Below are 20,740 nucleotides of genomic sequence, written 5' to 3' on the forward strand. Positions count from 1 at the left end.
GTAACAGGCGTTGACGTGTGTATGAACATAATGCTTAAAGGTGCCGCATAGACGGCAGAGGACCTTGTATCGGTTACGGCTGACAAATAAACGGCTGGAGAGGTGTAGTTGTGTTTAAAGATTTATTCCAAAAGAAGCGTAAATACGCGACCATCCCTTCGGAACGGGCGCTGAGCGGCGATCAAGCGGACATGCCGGATCGTCCCAAACGGGAAATTCCCGAAGGTCTTATGACCAAATGTGGCAAATGTGGAAGTATTCAATACAGCAAAGAACTAGAGAAAAATTTGAAAGTGTGTCCGGTGTGCGGATACCATATGCGTTTGAATGCAATGGATCGCATTCGCATGGTGCTCGACGAAGACACGTTTACGGAATATGATGCCGATATGATTTCGGTTGACCCGCTGGATTTTCCGGGATATGCGAGCAAGCTGGAGCAACAGACCCTGAAATCTGGCTTGCGAGAGGCTGTCGTTACGGGCGACGGCCTTATTTATGGACATCCTGTTGTCGTTGCTGTGATGAGCTTTGACTTTTTTACTGGCAGTATGGGTTCGGTCGTAGGAGAGAAAATTACCCGCGCCATTGAGCAAGCAATAGACAAGCGTCTGCCGCTAATTATTTTCTCAACTTCCGGCGGGGCACGTATGCAGGAAAGTATTTTAAGCTTGATGCAGATGGCCAAAACAAGTGCTGCTCTTGCTCGTCTGGATGAGCAGGGCTTGCTGTATATTTCTGTTATCACCGACCCGACTACAGGTGGCGTGTCCGCCAGCTTTGCTACGCTTGGAGATATTAATATCGCGGAGCCAGGAGCTGTATTCGGCTTTGCAGGGCGTATTGTAATTGAACAGACAATCAGACAGAAGTTGCCGGATGATTTTCAAACATCCGAATTTAATTTGCAGCATGGACAATTGGATATGGTTGTACACCGCAAGGAACTGCGTGATACCCTCGGGCAACTGCTTGATCTGCACAGTGTGAAAGGGGTGGAATAGATGGCTGGTGAATTGCCTTATGAAAAGCCCCTGGTCGAGATGCGACAGAAGATCGAAGAACTCAAGCAATTCGGACAGGATAAGCAAATTGATTTTACAGATGAAATCAACCGTCTCGAGGAACGTTATCTCGAGATGGAAGAAGAAATATATTCGAACATTACAGCACCACAAAAAATGCATTTGGCCCGTCATCATCAAAGACCAACGTCTCTTGATCTGATTGAGCAGGTGTTTACGGACTTTATTGAATTGCACGGCGACCGCTTGTTTGGAGACGATCTGGCGGTTGTGGGCGGAATTGCCAAGCTAAATGGTATTCCGGTGACCGTCATTGGTCAACAGCGTGGTAAGGATACGAAAGATAACATTGCACGTTTCTTTGGTAGTGCTCATCCGGAAGGATTTCGTAAAGGCTTGCGTCTTATGCAGCAGGCTGATAAATTCAAACGCCCTATTATTACATTTATTGATACGAAGGGCGCTTATCCGGGTAATACAGCAGAGGAGAGAGGTCAATCGGAAGCGATTGCCCGCAACTTGCGGGAGATGGCAAAGCTTTCGGTGCCTGTTATTTGTGTGGTCATCGGCGAGGGTGGAAGCGGCGGTGCGCTTGCGTTTGCAGTCGGTAACCGTGTGCTGATGCTGGAACATGCCATTTATTCGGCCATTTCTCCAAACGGTGCAGCTTCGATTCTATGGAAAGATGCTTCCAAGGCCGATCAGGCAGCTGAAGCCATGAAGATTACGGCTAATGACCTCCTGCGCATGGAAATTATCGAGGATATTGTGCCGGAGCCGAAAGGGGGCGCGCATCGTAACTATGAAGTGACTGCTGCCGCAATCAAGGAGCTATTGGAACGTCATTTGGCAGACCTTACGAATATGAGCTGCGATGAATTGAGGGAAGATCGGTATCAAAAATTCCGAAAAATAGGTCAATACACCTTCTTAAAACCTTCGGAATCTGAGCCTATGTTGTAATACGCTGTAAACGGGTAACAATAAATATGACGAACTTCCTATACAAATAGGAAAAAGTGTAGTAGATTTAATTGTTGGAAAAAGATATAAAGAGTAGCACCTTTGAAAACGGAGGAAAAACCCAAATGCGCAAAACTAAGATTGTATGTACCATCGGTCCTTCCAGTGAGTCATTGGAAAATGTGAAGAAACTGATTTTGGCTGGTATGAACGTAGCCCGCCTGAATTTCTCTCACGGTGATTTCGAGGAGCATGGCAACCGGATTAAAAACATCCGTCAAGCTTGTAAGGAGCTTAACAAAAACGTTGCTATTTTGCTCGATACGAAGGGGCCGGAAATCCGGACAGGAAAGCTCGAAGTTGAACCTATTGAGCTTGTTCAGGACGAGTTCATTACGCTGACAACGGAAGAAATTCTCGGTACGCAAGATCGTATTTCCATTACGTACAAAGATCTTCCCTCGGACGTGGAGCCCGGCTCCACCATTCTGATCGACGATGGTCTGATCGGACTCACCGTTATTGAAGTATCAGGCACTGAAATCAAATGCCGCATTGTTAATGGCGGAACGATCAAAAGCAAGAAGGGCGTTAACGTTCCAGGCGTTGCTATTTCTTTGCCTGGTATTACCGAAAAAGATGCTAATGATATCATTTTCGGTATTGAGCAGGACATTGATTTCATCGCGGCTTCTTTTGTTCGTAAAGCAAGTGACGTTCTGGAAATCCGTGAATTGCTGGCGAAACACAACGCAAGTCATATCCAAATCATTTCCAAAATAGAAAATCAGCAAGGTGTTGACAACCTGGATGAAATTTTGGAAGCTTCGGATGGCCTGATGGTTGCTCGTGGTGATCTCGGTGTGGAAATTCCTGCTGAAGAAGTGCCTCTGGCGCAAAAATTGATGATTAACAAATGTAATGTAGCTGGCAAGCCTGTTATTACGGCAACACAAATGCTGGATTCCATGCAACGTAACCCGCGTCCGACTCGTGCGGAAGCAAGTGACGTGGCGAATGCTATTTTTGACGGAACAGACGCAATTATGCTGTCCGGCGAAACAGCTGCGGGTAAATATCCGGTAGAATCCGTACTGACGATGTCACGTATTGCAGAAAAAGCTGAGTCCTCTCTGAACTACCGTGATTTGTTCAAGAAACAAAGAACGGCTCAAGAAATTAGTATTACAGAAGCAATCAGTCAATCTGTTTCTATTTCTGCACTTGACCTGCATGCCAAAGCGATCCTGACGTCCACACAAAGCGGAACAACGGCACGTATGATTTCTAAATACCGTCCTGAAGCTCCGATTGTTGCTGTGACAACACAGGAAAGAACAGTTCGCCGTTTGGCTCTGATCTGGGGCGTACATGCAGTACAAGGCAGACCAGTCGTTGACACAACAGATAGTCTGTTTGACAACGCACTGGAAGGCGGTCGCAAATCTGGCCTCGTTAAAGAGGGCGATTTGGTTGTAATTACTGCGGGCGTACCTCTTGGTGATTCCGGTTCTACGAACCTGATCAAAATTAGCTGCGTTCCAGCACAAGCGTAATTAAAGTCTCCATGACATAATACCGAGGCTGTATCGTTACAACAAGCAAAAGAGCATTCAAGTCAATAAGACTTGGATGCTCTTTTTTTATGTTCTCTAGCTTTTCATTTCCAGTCCTTCTCGTCGTATGAAATCAAGAAATGCCTGTTGCATCAAGTTCATGTGTGTATCTTGTTGATACACGATGTTTATTTGATAATGGCTCCTTTGGTTATCAGCCTCGGGATAAGGGAGCCATTCCACCGAGGGAGCAGCATTTTCATTATTATCCACTCCGCTTGCAGGAAAGAAGGCAAGCGCTTCTCCGCCGCTTACGACTTGCTTTACCGCTTCCCAAGAGTTGATTTCCAGATGAGGCTTAACTAGCGAGGAATACTGATCTACAACTGATGAACCGCTATATTTTACCCATGTGTGCTTGTCCAGCACATCGGGTCCATCGACCTCCTCAAATTTGAATGCAGGTGCAAGTGCAGATGCAGAACGGATAACTCCTACTTGATCAGAAGCCACTGGCTCTGCCACCGTATACTCTGGAAGAGAATCTCTATCGTCGAGAAAAGCAAAATCAATTTCCCCCTGTTTCAGTAGCTGCTTAATTGCATCCGGGGATTGAATCTCCAACTGAATACGACAATCTGGATACCGCTCAGCAAACTTAGCCATCAAAGTGGGGAGGAGGTACGTACCTGATATCGACTCTGCACTCAGATGTAATTGCGCCTGAGACTCTTCTGTCAGTTCATCTACAGCTTGTCTAGCTTCTTGCTCCAGAGAGATGATCTGCTTTGCGTAAGGTAATAATTTTTTTCCAGCCTCCGTTAGCATAATTCTGCCTTGTTGAAGAGAGAATAGAGAAACACCCATTTCCTTTTCCAAGCTTTTCATATGAAAGCTGACGGTAGGTTGTTTAACTTGCAAAGCTTCGGCCACATCCGTCGCCTTATGGAATTTGTCGATCAGCATCAAAATACGCAATTTTAGAATATTCATGGAATTCAACAGCTCTCCTTATATGTCATTCATATGTGAATTTCAAACTATAGATTAATTATATACCGAAAAATAATTTATCTATCAATATTTTATATTTGTTTTACAAAACCACGTCGTTCGTCTAACATTCCAGGCCTACAATGTAAAAGTGTTGATGGTCATAAATAAAAAACCGTCACTTAACTAAGGGGAGGACAATAAAAAATGTTGAAAAAATGGCCGTTCATTCTGATGACTCTCACCATGGTATTTGCACTTGCAGCTTGCGGATCAGGTAACAATGCTGCACCACAAGGAGAAGCTGCTACAGGAACAGACAATAAAGCAGCTGCCGAACTGACAGGAAACATTCTGGCTGTTGGCTCCACTGCACTTCAACCATTGGTAGAGCAAGCGGGACAAAAATTTATGGCTGTCGATAAATATAAAGGCATTGCAGTTCAAGTGCAGGGCGGCGGTAGCGGTACTGGCTTGACTCAGGTTTCCGGCGGACAAGCGGACATCGGTAACTCCGACGTGTTTGCAAAAGAAAAACTGGAGAGCGGCGCAAATGAGCTGGTCGATCACCAAGTAGCTGTTGTAGCCATGTCAGCGGTAGCGAATCCTAAAGTAGGCGTTACAGACCTGAAAAAAGATCAATTGGTACAAATCTTTACAGGTAAAATCACGAACTGGAAAGAAGTTGGCGGTGCAGATCAAAAAATCGTTATCGTAAACCGTCCAAGCAGCTCCGGTACTCGTGCAACATTTGAAAAATACGCATTGGGACAAAAAACGGAAGATCTGCCGGGCTCCATTCAAGAAGATTCCTCCGGTACTGTGAAAAAGCTGATTGCTGAAACACCGGGTGCGATTGGTTATCTGGCTCTGTCCTACATCGACAACACAGTAACTGCTTTGAAATACGATGGCGTTGAAGCTAACGTTGAAAATGTAGAACAAGGTAAATATCCAGTGTGGGCTTACGAGCATATGTACACTAAAGGTGAGCCAAAAGAGCATGTGAAAGCATTCCTGGACTACATTCTGTCAGATGAAATCCAAAAAACGGATGTCGTAGACTTGGGATACATTCCAGTAGCAGGTATGCAAGTGAAACGTGATGCTGACGGTAATATCACGAAATAAGGAGAGTCACACCTCCTGTTCGATGAACGCAGCTAATGCGAGTATATTCACGAAGAAGAGGCGGACTAGCGTCCGGCCTCTATTCTTCGGTTAAAGGAGTTACAGTATGGAACCAATTGAAGGGAAGGCATACATGGAACAGAATAAACGATCCCGAGTTATGAAAGAAAGACATTACTGGGAAGAATGGACCGGCCGCATATATACGTCGGTTTGTGTCGTTTTTTTAGTTGCAGTCATTGTCTCCATCGTATATTTTGTTGCCTCCAAAGGTGTAGCTACATTTGCGGTGAATGGGGTCAGTCTGCGAGAGTTTTTCTTTGGAACCAAATGGAGCCCGGATGGCGAACCTAAGTCCTTCGGCGCGCTTCCGTTTATTACGGGTTCTTTTGCAGTAACCATACTGGCGGCTTTAATTGCCAGTCCACTCAGCTTATGTGCGGCTTTATTTATGACGGAAATCGTGCCGAAATCGGGTAAACGTATCCTTCAACCTGCGATTGAATTATTATCCGGTATTCCGTCTGTTGTATATGGCTTTGTCGGCTTGACCGTGATCGTCCCGCTGCTGCGGAACGTGTTTGGAGGACAAGGCATCGGCATTCTGGCAGGCTGCCTAGTGTTGTCAGTCATGATTTTGCCGACGATTACGAGTATTATGGCGGATGCGTTGTCTTCCTTGCCGGGGGGGCTGCGTGAATCCTCTTATGCTTTGGGTGCTACCCGCTGGCAGACAATTGCCCGTGTTATTATTCCGACGCTGTTGCCTGCTCTTTTAACAGGAATTATCCTCGGTATGGCTCGTGCCTTCGGAGAAGCGTTGGCTGTACAGATGGTAATCGGGAATGCTCCGCATATACCGCATTCCTTGCTGGAATCCGCTTCGACCTTGACCAGCGTCATTACACTAAGCATGGGCAATACAGCGATGGGCTCCGTTCATAACAATGCTCTCTGGAGCATGGCGCTTGTTCTTCTGCTCATGACATTCATTTTCGTGCTGCTGGTAAGGCTGCTTGAAAGGAGAAACCGGGTTTGATGAAAGCTAAAACGACCGACAAGATCGCTACATTTGTAATCTGTTTCTTCGCCTTGTTCATTGTTGCACTTTTGGTTGGATTACTGGGCTTCATTTTGGCCCGCGGAGTCAGTCATATTTCTTTTGACTTTTTAACCAGTGCTCCCCAAACATTACGTGCAGGCGGTGGTATTGGCCCACAACTATTTAATTCCGTGTTTTTGTTAATCTTAACTTTGATTATCACCATTCCGATTGGCTGGGGCGCAGGTATTTACATGGCGCAATATGCAAAGCCGGGGAAAATTACGGACTTTATACGACTTGTCGTCGAAGTATTGTCCTCCTTCCCGTCTATCGTCATCGGATTGTTTGGACTACTACTTATCGTAAATACGTTTGATTTTGGTTTTTCCCTCTTATCAGGAGCCTTGGCTTTGGCCGTATTTAACCTACCGCTGATGGTTCGCACAACGGAGCAGGCTTTCCGAGCTGTGCCGAAGGAGCAAAAGGAAGCTGGACTTGCGCTTGGATTGTCCAAGTGGAAAATTATCACCTCCATTTTGTTGCCAGCTGCGCTGCCAAGCTTGATTACGGGTACCATTTTGGCCGCAGGCCGTATTTTCGGGGAAGCCGCAGCATTGCTGTTTACAGCAGGGATGAGTACGCCGCCGCTTGATTTTACTGATTGGAATCCATTGCATGCCAGATCGCCTATTAACCCGATGCGACCTGCTGAGACATTGGCTGTCCATATTTGGAAGGTCAACAGTGAGGGGATTGCTCCTGACTCCAAAGATATTGCTGCAGGCGCTTCTGCCGTACTGGTGCTGCTTGTGCTTGCATTCAACTTGAGTGCAAGATGGTTCGGAAGAGTTGTATACCGCCGTCTGACAGCTGCCAAACGTATGGATTAGAAAGGGGATGGAGAACAATGGAACATGTGATTACGCGAACGGTAAAAACCGCCGCACCAGCAACATCCGTTCAGTCTACGCGTTCGGAACAGCTTGCGGGGCAACCGCCGCATCCGTTCAGTACTGAGGATTTGAGTATTTATTATGGCAGCTTTGAGGCTGTGAAAAAAGTGAATCTGGCCTTTCCGGAACAGACAGTGACTGCCCTGATCGGGCCTTCCGGCTGCGGTAAATCGACCTTTTTGCGCTCCCTTAATCGGATGAATGATGAGATTGCGTCTTCCTCTACAACGGGACATATCTGGATGGATGGACAGGATTTGACGGCACCGGAAACGGACGTGATCAAGCTGCGTCAGCAAATTGGCATGGTGTGGCAACGTCCCAATCCTTTTTACAAATCCATTTACAATAATATCGCCTTCGGTCCCAAATACCGTGGGGTGCGCAAGAAGAAACAGCTTGATGAAATCGTCGAAAGCAGCCTGCGTAAAGCAGCATTATGGGATGAGGTCAAGGATCGCCTTCACGATTCCGCTCTGGCGCTGTCTGGCGGGCAACAGCAGCGGCTTTGCATTGCACGTGCACTATCCGTTCAGCCGAAAATTCTATTGCTTGACGAGCCAGCTTCCGCGCTGGACCCTGTGTCTACAGGCAAGGTAGAAGAGCTCATCACCGAATTAAAAAAAGAACTGCGCATCGTTATTGTGACGCACAATATGCAGCAGGCTGCACGAATTTCCGATTATACTGCTTATTTTTATATTGGAAGTCTGGTTGAACATGGGAAAACGAACGATATTTTCACGAATCCTGAAAATGAGCTTACTCAGGAGTACATCATGGGTCGATTTGGTTAAGCGATGTTGCTCATCGACCTACTATATATGAGCTGCACGTAAAATCCTCTTACTAATCCAGCATTAGTAAGAGGATTTTTATTGTGTTCAACATTTTGTAACTTTTTTAATCTATTAGTAAATTAAAATATATTGATCGTTTGGGTATATTTTCATATAATACAACTAACTATTTATCATGCATAAATAGTGGTTTAGTTCCCCTCGCTATCAAAAAGAATCTTCTGCAAGAGTAAATAGGGTTAAACTGAACACAATTACCCAAATCAAAATAAGGGAGAGGGTTCAAATGAAGAAGAAGATGTGTCCAACCGTAAAGATGATAGCGCTTTCAAGTTTGGCAATTACAGTAACGTCAGGACTCCTAAGTCCCTCATGGGCTGCGGCACAGGAGATGGTGCCGACTACATATGATTCAGGACGTGAATCGGCGACTGCTTCTTATGAACTTACCACAGATTCAGCTGTGCGACGGGACGTTTATGGCGGTGATGTAAATTCAGGTGTTTTGGATCGTGAGCCATTATTTGGGCTGTCGGCTGTGGCGAAGCCAACCGCTGTTGTGAATACAGACAGCCTCCTGAACAAAATGCGCGACTTTAGCAAGTTTTCTACGGGGAATATATCCAAGGATACGACGCTTGCCTTAAATATTGTATCCTGGCAATTGCCGCATGGCGGATTCTTCAAAGCTATGGAAAAGAATTATAAATCTAAATGGGATGGCAAAGCTGCACGCTCCACATGGAAAAGCAAGGATGGTGTTGAACTCGGAACGTTTGATAACGAGGCCACGACAACCGAGATTCGTTTTTTAGCGGATGTATACAAAAAAACCAAAAATAAAGATATTAAGAACAGTGTACAAAAAGCAGTCGACTTCGTACTAACCTCTCAATATTCCTCAGGTGGCTGGCCTCAAGTATACCCTAAACGTGGTAATTATTCCGATGCTGTAACTTATAATGATGATGCGATGGTCAGAGTTATGGTTTTGGCTGACGATATTGTGAACAAGAAGCAGCCGTTTGATAGCGATATTCTGGATAACTCTTACCGCTCCAGACTTCAGCAAGCGCTAAACAAAGGTATCCAGTACACAATTAAATCTCAAATTGTAAATAATGGTACACCAACAATTTGGGGGGCACAGCACGATCCGGCTACTTATGCATCTGTTGAAGCCCGGGCATTTGAGTTACCTTCCAAAACAACTACAGAATCAGTAGGCATTACTGCTTTTCTCATGTCCCAGCCGCAAACCGCTGAAGTGAAAAAAGCGGCTCAGAGTGCTTTGAAATGGTTTGACGCGAACCGAATCGACGGTATCAAATACAATCGTCAAGGTCCGGAGTTTTTCCAAAAGGACGCATCGAGCGTAATGTGGTATCGGTTCTATAACGTGGAAGACAATAAATATTTCTTTTCAGACCGGGATGGCAAAAAGTATACCGACATCATGAAAATTAGTGAGGAAAGACGACTTGGTTACGCCTGGGCGGGAAGCCAGGCTAAGAGCTTGCTCAAGCTGGCTTCGGATAGCGGATATTATAAACTGTCCAAGCCGTTGCCACAATAATAAAGGCATTATTATATATGATTGGAGAGGGCGGACCGTTCGGTCTGCCCTCTTTTTGTTCCCGGGCTGTAAATATGGTTTAATGGAGAGAGGGCAAAATAGAGATAAAGATGCACAAAGATAGGAGAGCTTGTATGACTCAAGAGGAGAAACAAACGGAATTACGCTGGTATGGCGCACCGCTACGCGTCCGTTATCAGGAAAGCGACCAGATGGGGGTCGTATATCATGCGAATTATTTGAACTGGTTTGAGATCGGGCGCACCGAAATGATCCGACAGGCGGGTTTTAACTATCGGAGTATGGAGGAACGAGGAGTCTTGCTGCCAGTTATTGAAATCAATGCGAAATATGCGAGTCCTGCTCGATATGATGATTTAATTACCATTTATACTGCAATTACGGACTTCTCCAGATTACGTCTAAACTATATCTATGAGGTTCGACGGGTAACGGAAGATGAGCATCAAAGGTATATGGGAAAGGTATGGACCCAGGCAGACACGCTGCCGGGAGAATTGCTTGTCACAGGGATGACACGGCACGTATGGTTGAACACCGAATGGAAGCCCGTTCGACTGGATCAGGCGCTACCTGAGCTGTACACTGCATTAAGGTTTGCTTTTACAGGCGGGGAGGGACAGAAGTCATGATGATGCGTAAACGTCTGTGGCTGTTGCTGCTGCTCATTCCTTTGGCGGAGCTGTACGGGTTTATATGGGTAAGTCACTGGATTGGAGCGGGCAAAACGATTTTACTCATCATTCTGACGACCCTAATCGGGGCTGCCATGATGCAATTTGAAGGTCGTAAGGTGATTGCCGATGCGAAAAATGAAATGAACCGGGGACAAATGCCCGGCCGTAAAATGCTGGATGGATTATGTGTCTTTTTCGGTGGGAGTTTGCTGCTTATCCCTGGATTTTTAACAGATATTATTGGTTTTACGTTGGTGTTTCCTTTAACACGAGCGTTGTACCGACGGTTTTTATTGAAGTGGCTGGAGAAAAAAATGAAGAACGGCAGTATTACGTTTCGGCGGTTTTGACGTGAGCTGCCGTTTTTCCTATCCCTGATTTAGCGGACTCTTCCAGCGAGAATATAGTTGCGCAAGTCCTGAATGACATTCGCGCGATTCAGTGCATCAACGACAATGAGTGATACAGGTCCGATAATTAGTCCTAAAACGCCAAACAGCTTGAGCCCGATGAACATACCGATGAGGGTGGGAAGCGGGTTCAAGCCCACGCTGCTGGCCAGCACCTTAGGCTCCACGATCTGTCGTCCAATCAACAGGATGATATAAAGGATCGACAATCCTACTCCTAGTGCCAAATTACCAGACATATACGCATACAGTATCCACGGAATCATCACAATGCCAACCCCCAAATAAGGTAGCAAGTCCACCAGCCCGATCATCAAACCGATGGTAAAGGCGGATTCCACACGCAATATGAACAGCCCAACAATGACCGTTAATGCCGTAATGGATATGATAATGAACTGTGCGCGCAAATAGCCGTACAGTGCTTTACGCAAATCGTGCCATATATCCGACAATGGCTTGCGAATCGTATCAGGAATCGTGTTTGAGAGCATCCGACTATGTCGGTCCCAATCCTTACTAATAAAAAAGGCTGCTAATACAATAACCATTAGAACTGCTCCCATATTAGGCAGAGAGGTCAGCAAGTTCAAAACTCCATTAAAAAATTGAGCGACTAGCGTAGTGACAGCCGAACTGACAGTTTGAGTTGTCTTATCAATATTACTGTTAATGGTATGTTGGTAATCCGGATTATCCCGGATGAAATGGTTAATTTCAATAATTACATTTTGAATCAAATCGCTTTGTGTCCAATCGATAAATAGACTTTTAAAACGCTCAATATGTCCGTCAAAAGTCATGGCCAACTTTATAACTTCACGGACCATGCGGGTGATTGCAGCAGATAGGATAATTGCAATTCCACCTAAATATACAAATAATGAGACCGTGACAGCCGTCCAACGTGGCATACGGGCTTTGCTACGCAGAAAACTAACCAGTGGATTCATGGCATAAGCCACAAGCCAGGCGAATAGGAAAGGATAGACGAGAGGGAAAAGCACATATATGCCCAGTAACAGAGCTACAATCACGATTGCCACCCATAGAGCACGAAATATGCGATTCAGGATTAACCGGCTCAAGCTCTCACGGCTCCTTTCTTTTACGATAGTTTTTCATAAAATAAATGCTCTACTATACATATGCGGGAAAGGGGGGAGACAAGACCTGTGTAAAAAAGTGCAAATGAATCAATATTTTTTGTAAGGGGTTTCAAAAATTTATTTATGGAAGCGATAAAACATTTGAATGTGTTGGAATAGCCCTCAATGTTCACATAAACGACAAAATCCAGTATAGTGAAAGAAGGTTTAAATATTGACATATGGCGTTAACATTACTCAGCTATTTAAAAGACATATCTTACTTTTGAAAATGTTTACATTGCAAGTCCGTTCACAATGTTTTTACAAAGGAGAGATGTAACGATGACAGCGACTAAAGGTCTGGAAGGGATCGTAGCGACCACTTCCTCCATAAGCTCTATCGTAGATGGCGTTCTCACGTACCGGGGTTATAACATTGATGATTTGGCTGTTAACGCCGATTTTGAAGAGGTAGCTTATTTGTTGTGGTTTGGAAAATTACCTGATAAAGAGCAATTGCAGGAGCTTCGCAACCAGTTAAGCGAATACGCTGCTATTCCGGATGAAATTGTTACTCAATTAAAGTTATATCCGAAAAATTTGAGCACGATGGCTGCCTTGAGGTCAGCCGTATCGTCTCTCGCTTTGTATGACCCAGAGGCGGATGATATGTCGAGAGAGTCTAATGTGACCAAAACCGTCAAGCTTCAGGCGCAATTGCCTACCATTGTGGCAGCTATAGCACGTATACGCGAGGGCTTGGAGCCGATTGCGCCTAAAAAAGGTATTTCCATCGCTGAAAACTTTTTGTATCAGCTGACTGGCAAGGACCCGGAGGAGACGGCTATTAAAGCGTTCAATCAGGCTCTCGTGTTGCACGCCGATCATGAATTAAATGCTTCTACCTTTGCTGCGCGTGTAACGGTAGCCACATTGTCGGATATTTATTCCGGAATCACGTCTGCAATTGGAGCTTTAAAAGGACCACTGCATGGTGGGGCCAATGAGGCTGTGGCCAAAACGCTGGAGGAGATTGGTGGCTTGGATCAGGTGGACTCCTATATTCAGGCGAAACTGGATAACCGCGAAAAAATTATGGGCTTTGGACACCGAGTCTATAAAAACGGTGATCCGCGTGCCAAGCATTTGCACAAAATGTCCCGCGAGCTGGGGGAAATGAACGGCGACACAACGTTGTTTGATATGTCAGTTCGAATTGAAGGAATTGTAACAGGGCAAAAAGGCTTGAAGCCCAATGTGGATTTTTATTCTGCCTCTGTGTATACCCAGTTGGGTATCAAGAGAGACCTGTTTACACCTATTTTTGCTGTGAGTCGTGTATCTGGGTGGACCGCACACATTTTAGAGCAGTATGAAAATAACCGCCTGATTCGTCCTCGCGCCGAATATACAGGTCCAATGGATCAAAAATATGTATCACCAGAGTTGCGCTAACCCTTTGTCGAAGGAAGATTGAGGTTGTATACCCTGAATTTAAAAAATAAGGTACAATAGAGGGGACGACGAGAGATGTACGTTTTTGTCTGTGATAAAGATCATGTCTTTCGTCCTGTACCCATTCATATCTGAGGAGGAAAAGGAACTTATGGCGAAATTTGAAAAGTTTGAGCTCCCAACTGAAGGCGAAAAAATTACGATTGATAACGGTCAACTACGGGTTCCGAACCATCCGGTAATTCCGTTTATCGAAGGTGACGGCACAGGTCGCGATATCTGGAAAGCTTCCAAGCGCGTACTGGACGCAGCTGTAGAAAAAGCATATAACGGCAGCAAAAAGATTGCCTGGTATGAAGTATTCGCTGGTGAGAAAGCTTTCAATACATACGGCGAATGGCTCCCTAACGATACTTTGGAAGCCATCCGTGAGTATATTGTAGCCATCAAAGGTCCACTTACAACACCTATTGGCGGTGGTATCCGTTCGTTGAATGTGGCATTGCGGCAAGAACTGGATTTATACGTATGTCTGCGTCCTGTTCGTTATTTTAACGGTGTTCCTTCTCCAGTGAAACGTCCTGAATTGGTAGACATGGTTATTTTCCGTGAGAACACAGAAGATATTTACGCGGGGATCGAGTATGCTGAAGGGTCCGAAGACGTGAAAAAGGTTATTCAGTTCCTCCAACAAGAGCTGGGTGTGAACAAAATTCGTTTCCCTGAAACCTCTGGTATTGGCATTAAGCCAGTTTCTTCCGAGGGTTCAAAGCGTCTGGTACGGGCAGCCATTCAGTATGCTGTTGACCACGGACGCAAGAGTGTCACGCTCGTACACAAAGGTAACATTATGAAATTTACCGAGGGCGCCTTCAAAAACTGGGGTTATGAAGTGGCTGAGGAAGAATTTGCAGATAAAGTATTTACTTGGGCCCAATATGATGTAATCAAGGAAAAAGACGGTGAGGATGCGGCAAATGCAGCTCAAAAAGCGGCTGAAGATGCAGGCAAAATCATTATCAAGGATGCGATTGCTGATATTGCACTTCAGCAAGTACTGACTCGTCCTTCTGAATTTGATGTAATTGCTACGCTCAACCTGAACGGGGACTACCTGTCCGATGCTCTTGCTGCCCAAGTTGGTGGAATTGGTATTGCGCCAGGTGCAAACATTAACTATGTAACAGGGCATGCTATCTTTGAAGCTACACATGGTACAGCTCCAAAATACGCCGACAAAGACGTAGTGAACCCTGGTTCCGTAATTCTGTCGGGCGTAATGTTGCTTGAACACTTGGGTTGGAAAGAAGCGGCTGACCTGATTTACAAAGGGCTGGAGACGTCCATTAATAAGAAGATTGTAACTTATGACTTTGCTCGTCTGATGGATGGTGCTACACAAGTGAAATGCTCCGAGTTCGCAGATACCATTATTAGTAACCTGTAAGGAAGGGGAATACCACTTGTCCATTCAACGTAAAAAAATATCCATTGTTGGCGCCGGTTTTACCGGTGCCACTACCGCATTGCTGCTGGCTCAAAAGGAGCTGGGTGATATCGTACTGATCGATATTCCGCAACTAGAGAATCCGACCAAAGGCAAGGCGCTTGATATTTTGGAGGCCGGTCCGGTACAGGGATTTGACAGCCAGATCACGGGCACTTCCAGTTACGAGGATGCAGCTAACTCGGATATCGTCATTATTACAGCCGGGATTGCACGCAAGCCGGGTATGAGCCGTGATGATTTGGTAAATACGAACGCAGGAATTGTAAAATCCGTTTGTGAAAACGTGAAGAAGTATGCGCCGGATTCTATCGTCATTATTCTGAGTAATCCGGTAGATGCTATGACCTATACTGCTTATCAAACGCTTGGATTCCCGAAAAATCGGGTTATTGGCCAATCAGGTGTGCTGGATACAGCGCGATATTGTACCTTTATTGCACAAGAACTGAACGTTTCCGTCGAAGACGTACGCGGCTTCGTTATGGGTGGTCACGGTGATGATATGGTGCCCCTGGTACGCTATTCCAGCGTTGGAGGTATACCTATCGAAACCCTGATTTCGCAGGAACGTATCGAAGCAATCGTACAACGGACACGCGGTGGTGGCGGTGAGATCGTCAACCTGTTGGGTAATGGTAGCGCATATTATGCACCGGCAGCTTCGCTTGCACAGATGACAGAAGCGATTGTAAAAGATAAAAAACGGATTATCCCGGTCATTGCCTATCTGGAGGGAGAGTACGGCTATCAGGATTTGTTCCTTGGCGTACCGACACTTCTTGGCGGTAATGGTATCGAAAAAGTGTTCGAGTTGGAATTGACAGCCGAAGAAAAAGCAGCGCTCGATCAATCCGCCGAATCGGTCCGCAGTGTGATTAAAATAGTTACTGTATAGATTCAATTTTCTACTAAAACGGTATACTTTTACTTGAAGAGGTGTTCCCAAGCCATAGTCATGGCCATCGGACACCTCTTTTACTTTTAAACGGAATATAAGGAATCTATTCGTTTTCTTTCTTATTTCCTTTGCTTTGGACCACTTCCCCGGTATAATAGAGTTCATATGCATTGATAGTTACATGAGGATTCTTCAAAAATCCTTACATAGAAAAGCATGTCCCAAAACACTGAAAAGATGGTAGTCATTCGTTGGAATATGATCGTTCTATGGAAAAAGAGTTTGTGTGAAAACAAAGAAATGGAGGTTATAAAGAATGTTTTTTATTCACATTATTGGATCACTGGCGATGGGTTTTTATTTATTGCTCCCCTTCGTTGTGGGCAAAATCGACAAATTGGCTCCAAGTGCGCAGGAAGGGACGATATCGGCTGTACAGCTATTAAACCGTCTGGCTCAATTTGCACTGATTCTTGTACTTATTAGCGGCATCTATATGATTTTTGTTTGGGATTCTTATTCGGTAGCATGGATCGTTGTTGTGTTGGTGTTGTTTCTTGCCATTTCTGGTATTGCTGGTGCTATGGGTAAGCCATTACGCTTGTCACTGGAAGCGGTTCGTAACCAACAGCCGATTACGCAATACGCTGGTAAAATGCGGATGTTCAGCACGCTGCTGGCTGTCTTCATGATTCTAATTACGATTTTAATGGTATACAGCCATATTATTTAATTATGCATTTGGTGAAAGCCTATAATCGAATGATGACAAATGCTAAATTGAAAAAAAACGGTCTGTGCTGAATAAGCATAGGCCGTTTTTTTGTGCGCTCAAATAACTACATTTTTCTTTTTTCGTTTAACGAATAACTTTGTGTGGTAAATCAGGAGTAGAGTGGATGCAAATGTTGCATCCTAAAAAATATCTAATTTTGAAGGGAGAATGTACAATGGCTAAAAGTAACCAACCTCAGCAAACCTTGCCCCCACAGCATCAGGACCAGCAACCGGGGATTGAATCCAAAATGACGCCTGCACCTCAGTTTGAAAAACCAACTTACAAAGCAGCTGACAAGCTCACAGGCAAAGTTGCACTTATTACTGGTGGAGACAGTGGAATTGGGCGGGCTGTAGCTGTCACGTATGCCAAAGAAGGTGCGGACGTAGCTATCATCTACTTGAATGAGCATAAGGATGCGGAAGAAACAAAACGTCAGGTAGAGCAGGAGGGGCGCAAATGCGTATTGATTCCTGGCGATATCGGAGATGACCAATTTGCCAAAAAAGCGGTTCAACAGACGGTTAACGAGTTGGGCAAGCTCGACATTGTCGTGAACAATGCGGCAGAGCAACATCCACAACAAAAGCTGGAGGATATCACCAAAGAACAGTTGGAGCGCACGTTCCGTACGAATATTTTCGGTATGTTCTTCCTGACGCAAGCAGCATTGCCGCATTTGAAGAAAGGGAGCACAATTGTCAATACAACATCGATTACCGCGTACGCTGGGAACAAGACACTCATTGACTATTCATCGACCAAAGGGGCGATCACATCCTTTACTCGTTCCCTTTCACTCAATTTGGCGGATCAAGGTATTCGGGTGAACGCTGTAGCACCAGGGCCAATCTGGACGCCGTTAATCCCGTCTACCTTTGATGCCAAGACGGTCAGCGAGTTTGGAGGAGCACAGCCAATGAAGCGTCCGGGTCAGCCGGAAGAATTGGCGCCAGCCTATGTGTACCTTGCTTCTGATGATTCTTCATATGTAAGCGGGCAGGTTATTCATATCAATGGCGGTGAAGTTATAAACGGATAAGAGGACAAAGGAAAGGCTGGGGCCGTGTTATGCCCTGGCCTTTTTTCTTTTCACAGTGGAACATAATGCAGGTAGCCTGTAGAATGAGACTTAACTTACATAAAGGATGGGCATATTTTATGAAATCGTTTCGTTTCAGGCTTACCCTGATCATGCTGATTTTGATTGGCGTATCTGTCCTTGCTGCTGGAATCACGATGGGACAAATCTTTAAAAATTCGAATATGAAGGTGCTAGAGGAGAACATGGGACGGGAGATCGACCTGCTTCGCGCTACATTCCCTTTTGTGAATGCAGATGCCCTGTCCAGTACGGATTATGTATCTTATTATTCTCAAAAGGCGAAGGAAATTGCCCGTCTGACGGAATCGCGGGTGACCTTCATTCGCAAGGACGGGACGGTGGTTGGCGATTCGTTAAGCGATCCGCGTAAGATGGAAAACCACGCATCTCGTGAAGAAATTCAGCAAGCCTCAACAGAGAGAATCGGACGCACGATTCGTTACAGCGAAACCTTGCAGCGGAACATGCTATACGTTGCAGAGCCTGTTGTATCGGACAAGGGCTTTGACGGATATATCCGTTTGTCCATGAGTCTGAAAGCGGTGGAGGAGGGAGTACGCCGCGGCTGGACGGCTATCGGGATTGGACTCGTATTGCTATTTCTTGCTGCTGGATTGGTGAGCTATCGTATTGCCCGCAGTCTGACTTCGCCTATTGAGCATATTACAGGGGTAGCCAACCGCATTTCAGGACTGGATTATGACGCAAGGGTTGGTGTGCAGCGCCGGGACGAAGTAGGGCAACTGGGGGAAGCCATTAATCGTATGGCTGACAGTCTCCAAAACCAAATGAAAACGATACGTGACAATGAGGATCTACTCCAGAGCGTCATGAGTAATATGACAGGCGGGATTCTAATGATTGATGCAAGTGAGTGTATTGCGCTTGTAAACCGTGAGTCTGAGCGAATGCTCGGTGTCGTGGGTAAACGGGTGACGGACAAGCCGTATCATGAGCTGAAGAAGCACTATGAGCTCACAAAGCTAATTGAGGGCAGCATACAAAGCCGAGAGAGGCTGCATGGTGAGGTTCATTTGTACAATCCCGAGGAGAGACTCGTGTTGCTAGACGGTGTTCCGATGTATGAGGATGAAGGCGGATACCGGGGGATGCTATTCCTTTTACAGGATATTACGGCTATTCGACGGTTGGAAAATATGCGGAGCGAATTTGTGGCAAACGTTTCTCATGAGCTAAAAACACCAATTGCCGCAGTCAAGGGTTTTGCCGAGACGTTACTCGGTGGCGGGGTTAAAGATGAGGAGACGGCCCGTTCATTTTTGCAAATTATATATGATGAAAGCGAACGATTGAATCGGCTGATCGGTGACATTCTGGAGCTATCCAAAATTGAATCCAAGCGTTCTCCACTGGATTGCTCGCCGGTGCACGTTTCGTCGTTCATAGAATCATTGCTGGAAAAACTGAACAATGTAGCTGCCAAAAAAAGAATTACGCTGCATATGGATATCCCGGATGAGCTGTTTATGGAGGCAGATGAAGATAAGCTTCAGCAGATTTTCCTGAACCTTTTGTCTAATGGTATCAACTATACACTTGATGGTGGCAAGGTAAAGATTAAGGTTTTAACGATCCAGCGGGAGAATGAAACGGAAAAGGTTGTATTTACAGTCAGTGATACAGGTATTGGAATTCCAAAGAAGGACCTGCCACGTATCTTTGAACGCTTTTACCGGGTGGACAAAGGACGCTCGCGTAACTCTGGCGGAACGGGGCTGGGATTGTCGATCGTCAAACACTTGGTCGATTTGCATCATGGCACCCTTTCGGTGGAAAGTGAGCTTGGATTGGGTACCACATTTACAGTTGAATTACCGCTATTGCAACAGGAAGAATGAACTATAACCTTTTTTACATTCTGTTAACAATGCCGTGATAAAATAAACGGGTGTCGCATGAGTATGGAAAAGGTTTCTGGATTCTGACCAATGCGCCTTTAACAGGTAAACAGGAGATGAAGTTATTTATGGGACAACGCTTGCTGGTTATTGAGGATGAACCAACGCTTGCCAGATTGCTATCCTACAATTTGATACAAGAAGGTTTCGAAGTGGACACGGAGGATCATGGCAGTGCAGGGTTTGAAAAAGCCTCCAGAGAGTCCTACGATTTGATCCTGCTGGATTTGATGCTGCCGGGAATGAACGGTCTGGACATTCTGAGCAGACTTCGCCATCAGGGGCTGACAACGCCTATCATTATTTTAACGGCCAAAAACGGCGAGGCCGAGGTTGTCCAAGGGCTGAAGTCGGGTGCAGATGATTACATCACGAAGCCTTTTGGCGTTTCTGAGCTGTTGGCACGTGTAACGGCTGTGCTGCGAAGAACTTCCGGCGGGGATGAAGGAGTGCTGTCTGATCAGAAAGATAGCTCCAAAATTCAACTGGGCGAGCTGGAGATTTATCCTGAGAAATATGAAGTCATTCTTGGAGGTCAGTCTATCAGCCTCAGACCAAAGGAATTTGAGGTACTTCTTTATTTGTCCCGCAAGCCGGGTGTGGTCCTGACCCGGGATGATCTGATGAATGCTGTTTGGGGTTTTGACTACATTGGTGGTCAACGAACCGTGGATGTGCACGTCAGTTCCTTACGTAAAAAGCTGGAGCTGGATCCCGACTCGGTTCATATCGATTCGATCCGTGGAGTGGGGTACAAGCTGGTTGTAAATAAAAAAAGAAGCGCTTCTCATTTATTATAAATGAGGAGCGTTTTTCTTTATCCAGGGAAGTGTC

19 protein-coding genes are annotated in these 20,740 nt (G+C 45.5%); 17 read left to right on the forward strand and 2 right to left on the reverse strand.

The genetic code is table 11. The annotated features are described in order from the left end of the window. Positions 1–110 precede the first annotated feature (110 nt). The 3 genes from accD to pyk all read left to right on the forward strand — a co-directional run bounded on the left by accD (position 111) and on the right by pyk (position 3,544). On the forward strand, positions 111–1,004 hold the full coding sequence (accD, locus tag NLX74_RS01755) for an acetyl-CoA carboxylase, carboxyltransferase subunit beta (RefSeq protein WP_013309586.1): 894 nt from the start codon (positions 111–113) through the stop codon (positions 1,002–1,004). After that, complete coding sequence (locus tag NLX74_RS01760; RefSeq protein ID WP_220027477.1) at positions 1,005–1,988, forward strand: acetyl-CoA carboxylase carboxyltransferase subunit alpha; 984 nt, start codon at positions 1,005–1,007, stop codon at positions 1,986–1,988. Positions 1,989–2,113: 125 nt separating this feature from the next. Further along, positions 2,114–3,544, forward strand: coding sequence for a pyruvate kinase (gene pyk, locus NLX74_RS01765; protein ID WP_023987907.1), 1,431 nt, complete (start codon positions 2,114–2,116; stop codon positions 3,542–3,544). Between the two features lie 96 nt (positions 3,545–3,640). Here pyk and NLX74_RS01770 read toward each other — a convergent pair whose 3' ends face one another. Further along, entirely contained in the window at positions 3,641–4,537 is an 897-nt protein-coding gene (locus NLX74_RS01770; protein ID WP_235307967.1) for a LysR family transcriptional regulator, read from the reverse strand. Between the two features lie 207 nt (positions 4,538–4,744). Here NLX74_RS01770 and NLX74_RS01775 point away from each other — a divergent pair, with 207 nt between their 5' ends. The 7 genes from NLX74_RS01775 (at position 4,745) to NLX74_RS01805 (ending at position 11,090) form a co-directional block, all read left to right on the forward strand. After that, the gene (locus NLX74_RS01775) at positions 4,745–5,668 is read left to right on the forward strand and encodes a phosphate ABC transporter substrate-binding protein (RefSeq protein WP_235307968.1); all 924 of its coding nucleotides are present in this window, start codon (positions 4,745–4,747) and stop codon (positions 5,666–5,668) included. Positions 5,669–5,774: 106 nt separating this feature from the next. Further along, positions 5,775–6,707: a phosphate ABC transporter permease subunit PstC gene (pstC, locus tag NLX74_RS01780; protein WP_013370343.1), complete on the forward strand. Its 933-nt coding sequence runs from the start codon at positions 5,775–5,777 to the stop codon at positions 6,705–6,707. After that, complete coding sequence (gene pstA / locus NLX74_RS01785) at positions 6,707–7,603, forward strand: phosphate ABC transporter permease PstA (protein WP_023987910.1); 897 nt, start codon at positions 6,707–6,709, stop codon at positions 7,601–7,603. Before pstC ends, pstA begins: the two co-directional genes overlap by 1 nt. Before the next feature lie 17 nt (positions 7,604–7,620). Next, the gene (gene pstB / locus NLX74_RS01790; protein ID WP_061828683.1) at positions 7,621–8,463 is read left to right on the forward strand and encodes a phosphate ABC transporter ATP-binding protein PstB; all 843 of its coding nucleotides are present in this window, start codon (positions 7,621–7,623) and stop codon (positions 8,461–8,463) included. A 289-nt stretch (positions 8,464–8,752) separates the two neighbouring features. Next, the gene (gene pelA / locus NLX74_RS01795) at positions 8,753–10,042 is read left to right on the forward strand and encodes a pectate lyase (RefSeq protein WP_235307970.1); all 1,290 of its coding nucleotides are present in this window, start codon (positions 8,753–8,755) and stop codon (positions 10,040–10,042) included. A gap of 134 nt (positions 10,043–10,176) precedes the next feature. Then, positions 10,177–10,695 (forward strand): acyl-CoA thioesterase, encoded by a 519-nt coding sequence (locus tag NLX74_RS01800; RefSeq protein ID WP_235307971.1) that lies wholly within the window; start codon positions 10,177–10,179, stop codon positions 10,693–10,695. Beyond that, positions 10,692–11,090, forward strand: coding sequence for an FxsA family protein (locus NLX74_RS01805; protein ID WP_013309596.1), 399 nt, complete (start codon positions 10,692–10,694; stop codon positions 11,088–11,090). The genes NLX74_RS01800 and NLX74_RS01805 overlap by 4 nt, the downstream gene beginning before the upstream one ends. Positions 11,091–11,119: 29 nt before the next feature. Here the strand turns inward: NLX74_RS01805 and ytvI are convergent, their stop codons facing one another. Continuing rightward, complete coding sequence (gene ytvI / locus NLX74_RS01810) at positions 11,120–12,238, reverse strand: sporulation integral membrane protein YtvI (RefSeq protein WP_235307972.1); 1,119 nt, start codon at positions 12,236–12,238, stop codon at positions 11,120–11,122. A 345-nt stretch (positions 12,239–12,583) separates the two neighbouring features. On the opposite strand from ytvI, the gene citZ reads away from it, so the two are divergent. The 7 genes from citZ (at position 12,584) to NLX74_RS01845 (ending at position 20,706) form a co-directional block, all read left to right on the forward strand. Next, positions 12,584–13,696, forward strand: coding sequence for a citrate synthase (citZ, locus tag NLX74_RS01815; RefSeq protein ID WP_028542893.1), 1,113 nt, complete (start codon positions 12,584–12,586; stop codon positions 13,694–13,696). Positions 13,697–13,847: 151 nt separating this feature from the next. Continuing rightward, on the forward strand, positions 13,848–15,143 hold the full coding sequence (gene icd / locus NLX74_RS01820; RefSeq protein ID WP_069291602.1) for an NADP-dependent isocitrate dehydrogenase: 1,296 nt from the start codon (positions 13,848–13,850) through the stop codon (positions 15,141–15,143). A 16-nt stretch (positions 15,144–15,159) separates the two neighbouring features. Continuing rightward, entirely contained in the window at positions 15,160–16,101 is a 942-nt protein-coding gene (gene mdh, locus NLX74_RS01825) for a malate dehydrogenase (protein WP_061828678.1), read from the forward strand. A 319-nt stretch (positions 16,102–16,420) separates the two neighbouring features. Then, entirely contained in the window at positions 16,421–16,837 is a 417-nt protein-coding gene (locus NLX74_RS01830; RefSeq protein ID WP_013370353.1) for a hypothetical protein, read from the forward strand. Positions 16,838–17,054: 217 nt separating this feature from the next. Next, positions 17,055–17,924 carry an SDR family oxidoreductase gene (locus NLX74_RS01835; protein ID WP_069292098.1) on the forward strand — a complete coding sequence of 290 codons (870 nt, stop codon included), beginning with the start codon at positions 17,055–17,057 and terminating at the stop codon, positions 17,922–17,924. A 119-nt stretch (positions 17,925–18,043) separates the two neighbouring features. Beyond that, positions 18,044–19,846, forward strand: coding sequence for a two-component system histidine kinase PnpS (pnpS, locus tag NLX74_RS01840; RefSeq protein ID WP_254327781.1), 1,803 nt, complete (start codon positions 18,044–18,046; stop codon positions 19,844–19,846). A gap of 128 nt (positions 19,847–19,974) precedes the next feature. Next, a complete protein-coding gene (locus NLX74_RS01845) occupies positions 19,975–20,706 on the forward strand; it encodes a response regulator transcription factor (RefSeq protein ID WP_013309604.1) in 732 nt (243 codons plus the stop codon). Positions 20,707–20,740: the final 34 nt, after the last annotated feature.

Origin of the sequence: Paenibacillus sp. MZ03-122A (assembly GCF_024213325.1) — a bacterium.
Lineage (GTDB): Bacteria > Bacillota > Bacilli > Paenibacillales > Paenibacillaceae > Paenibacillus > Paenibacillus polymyxa_B.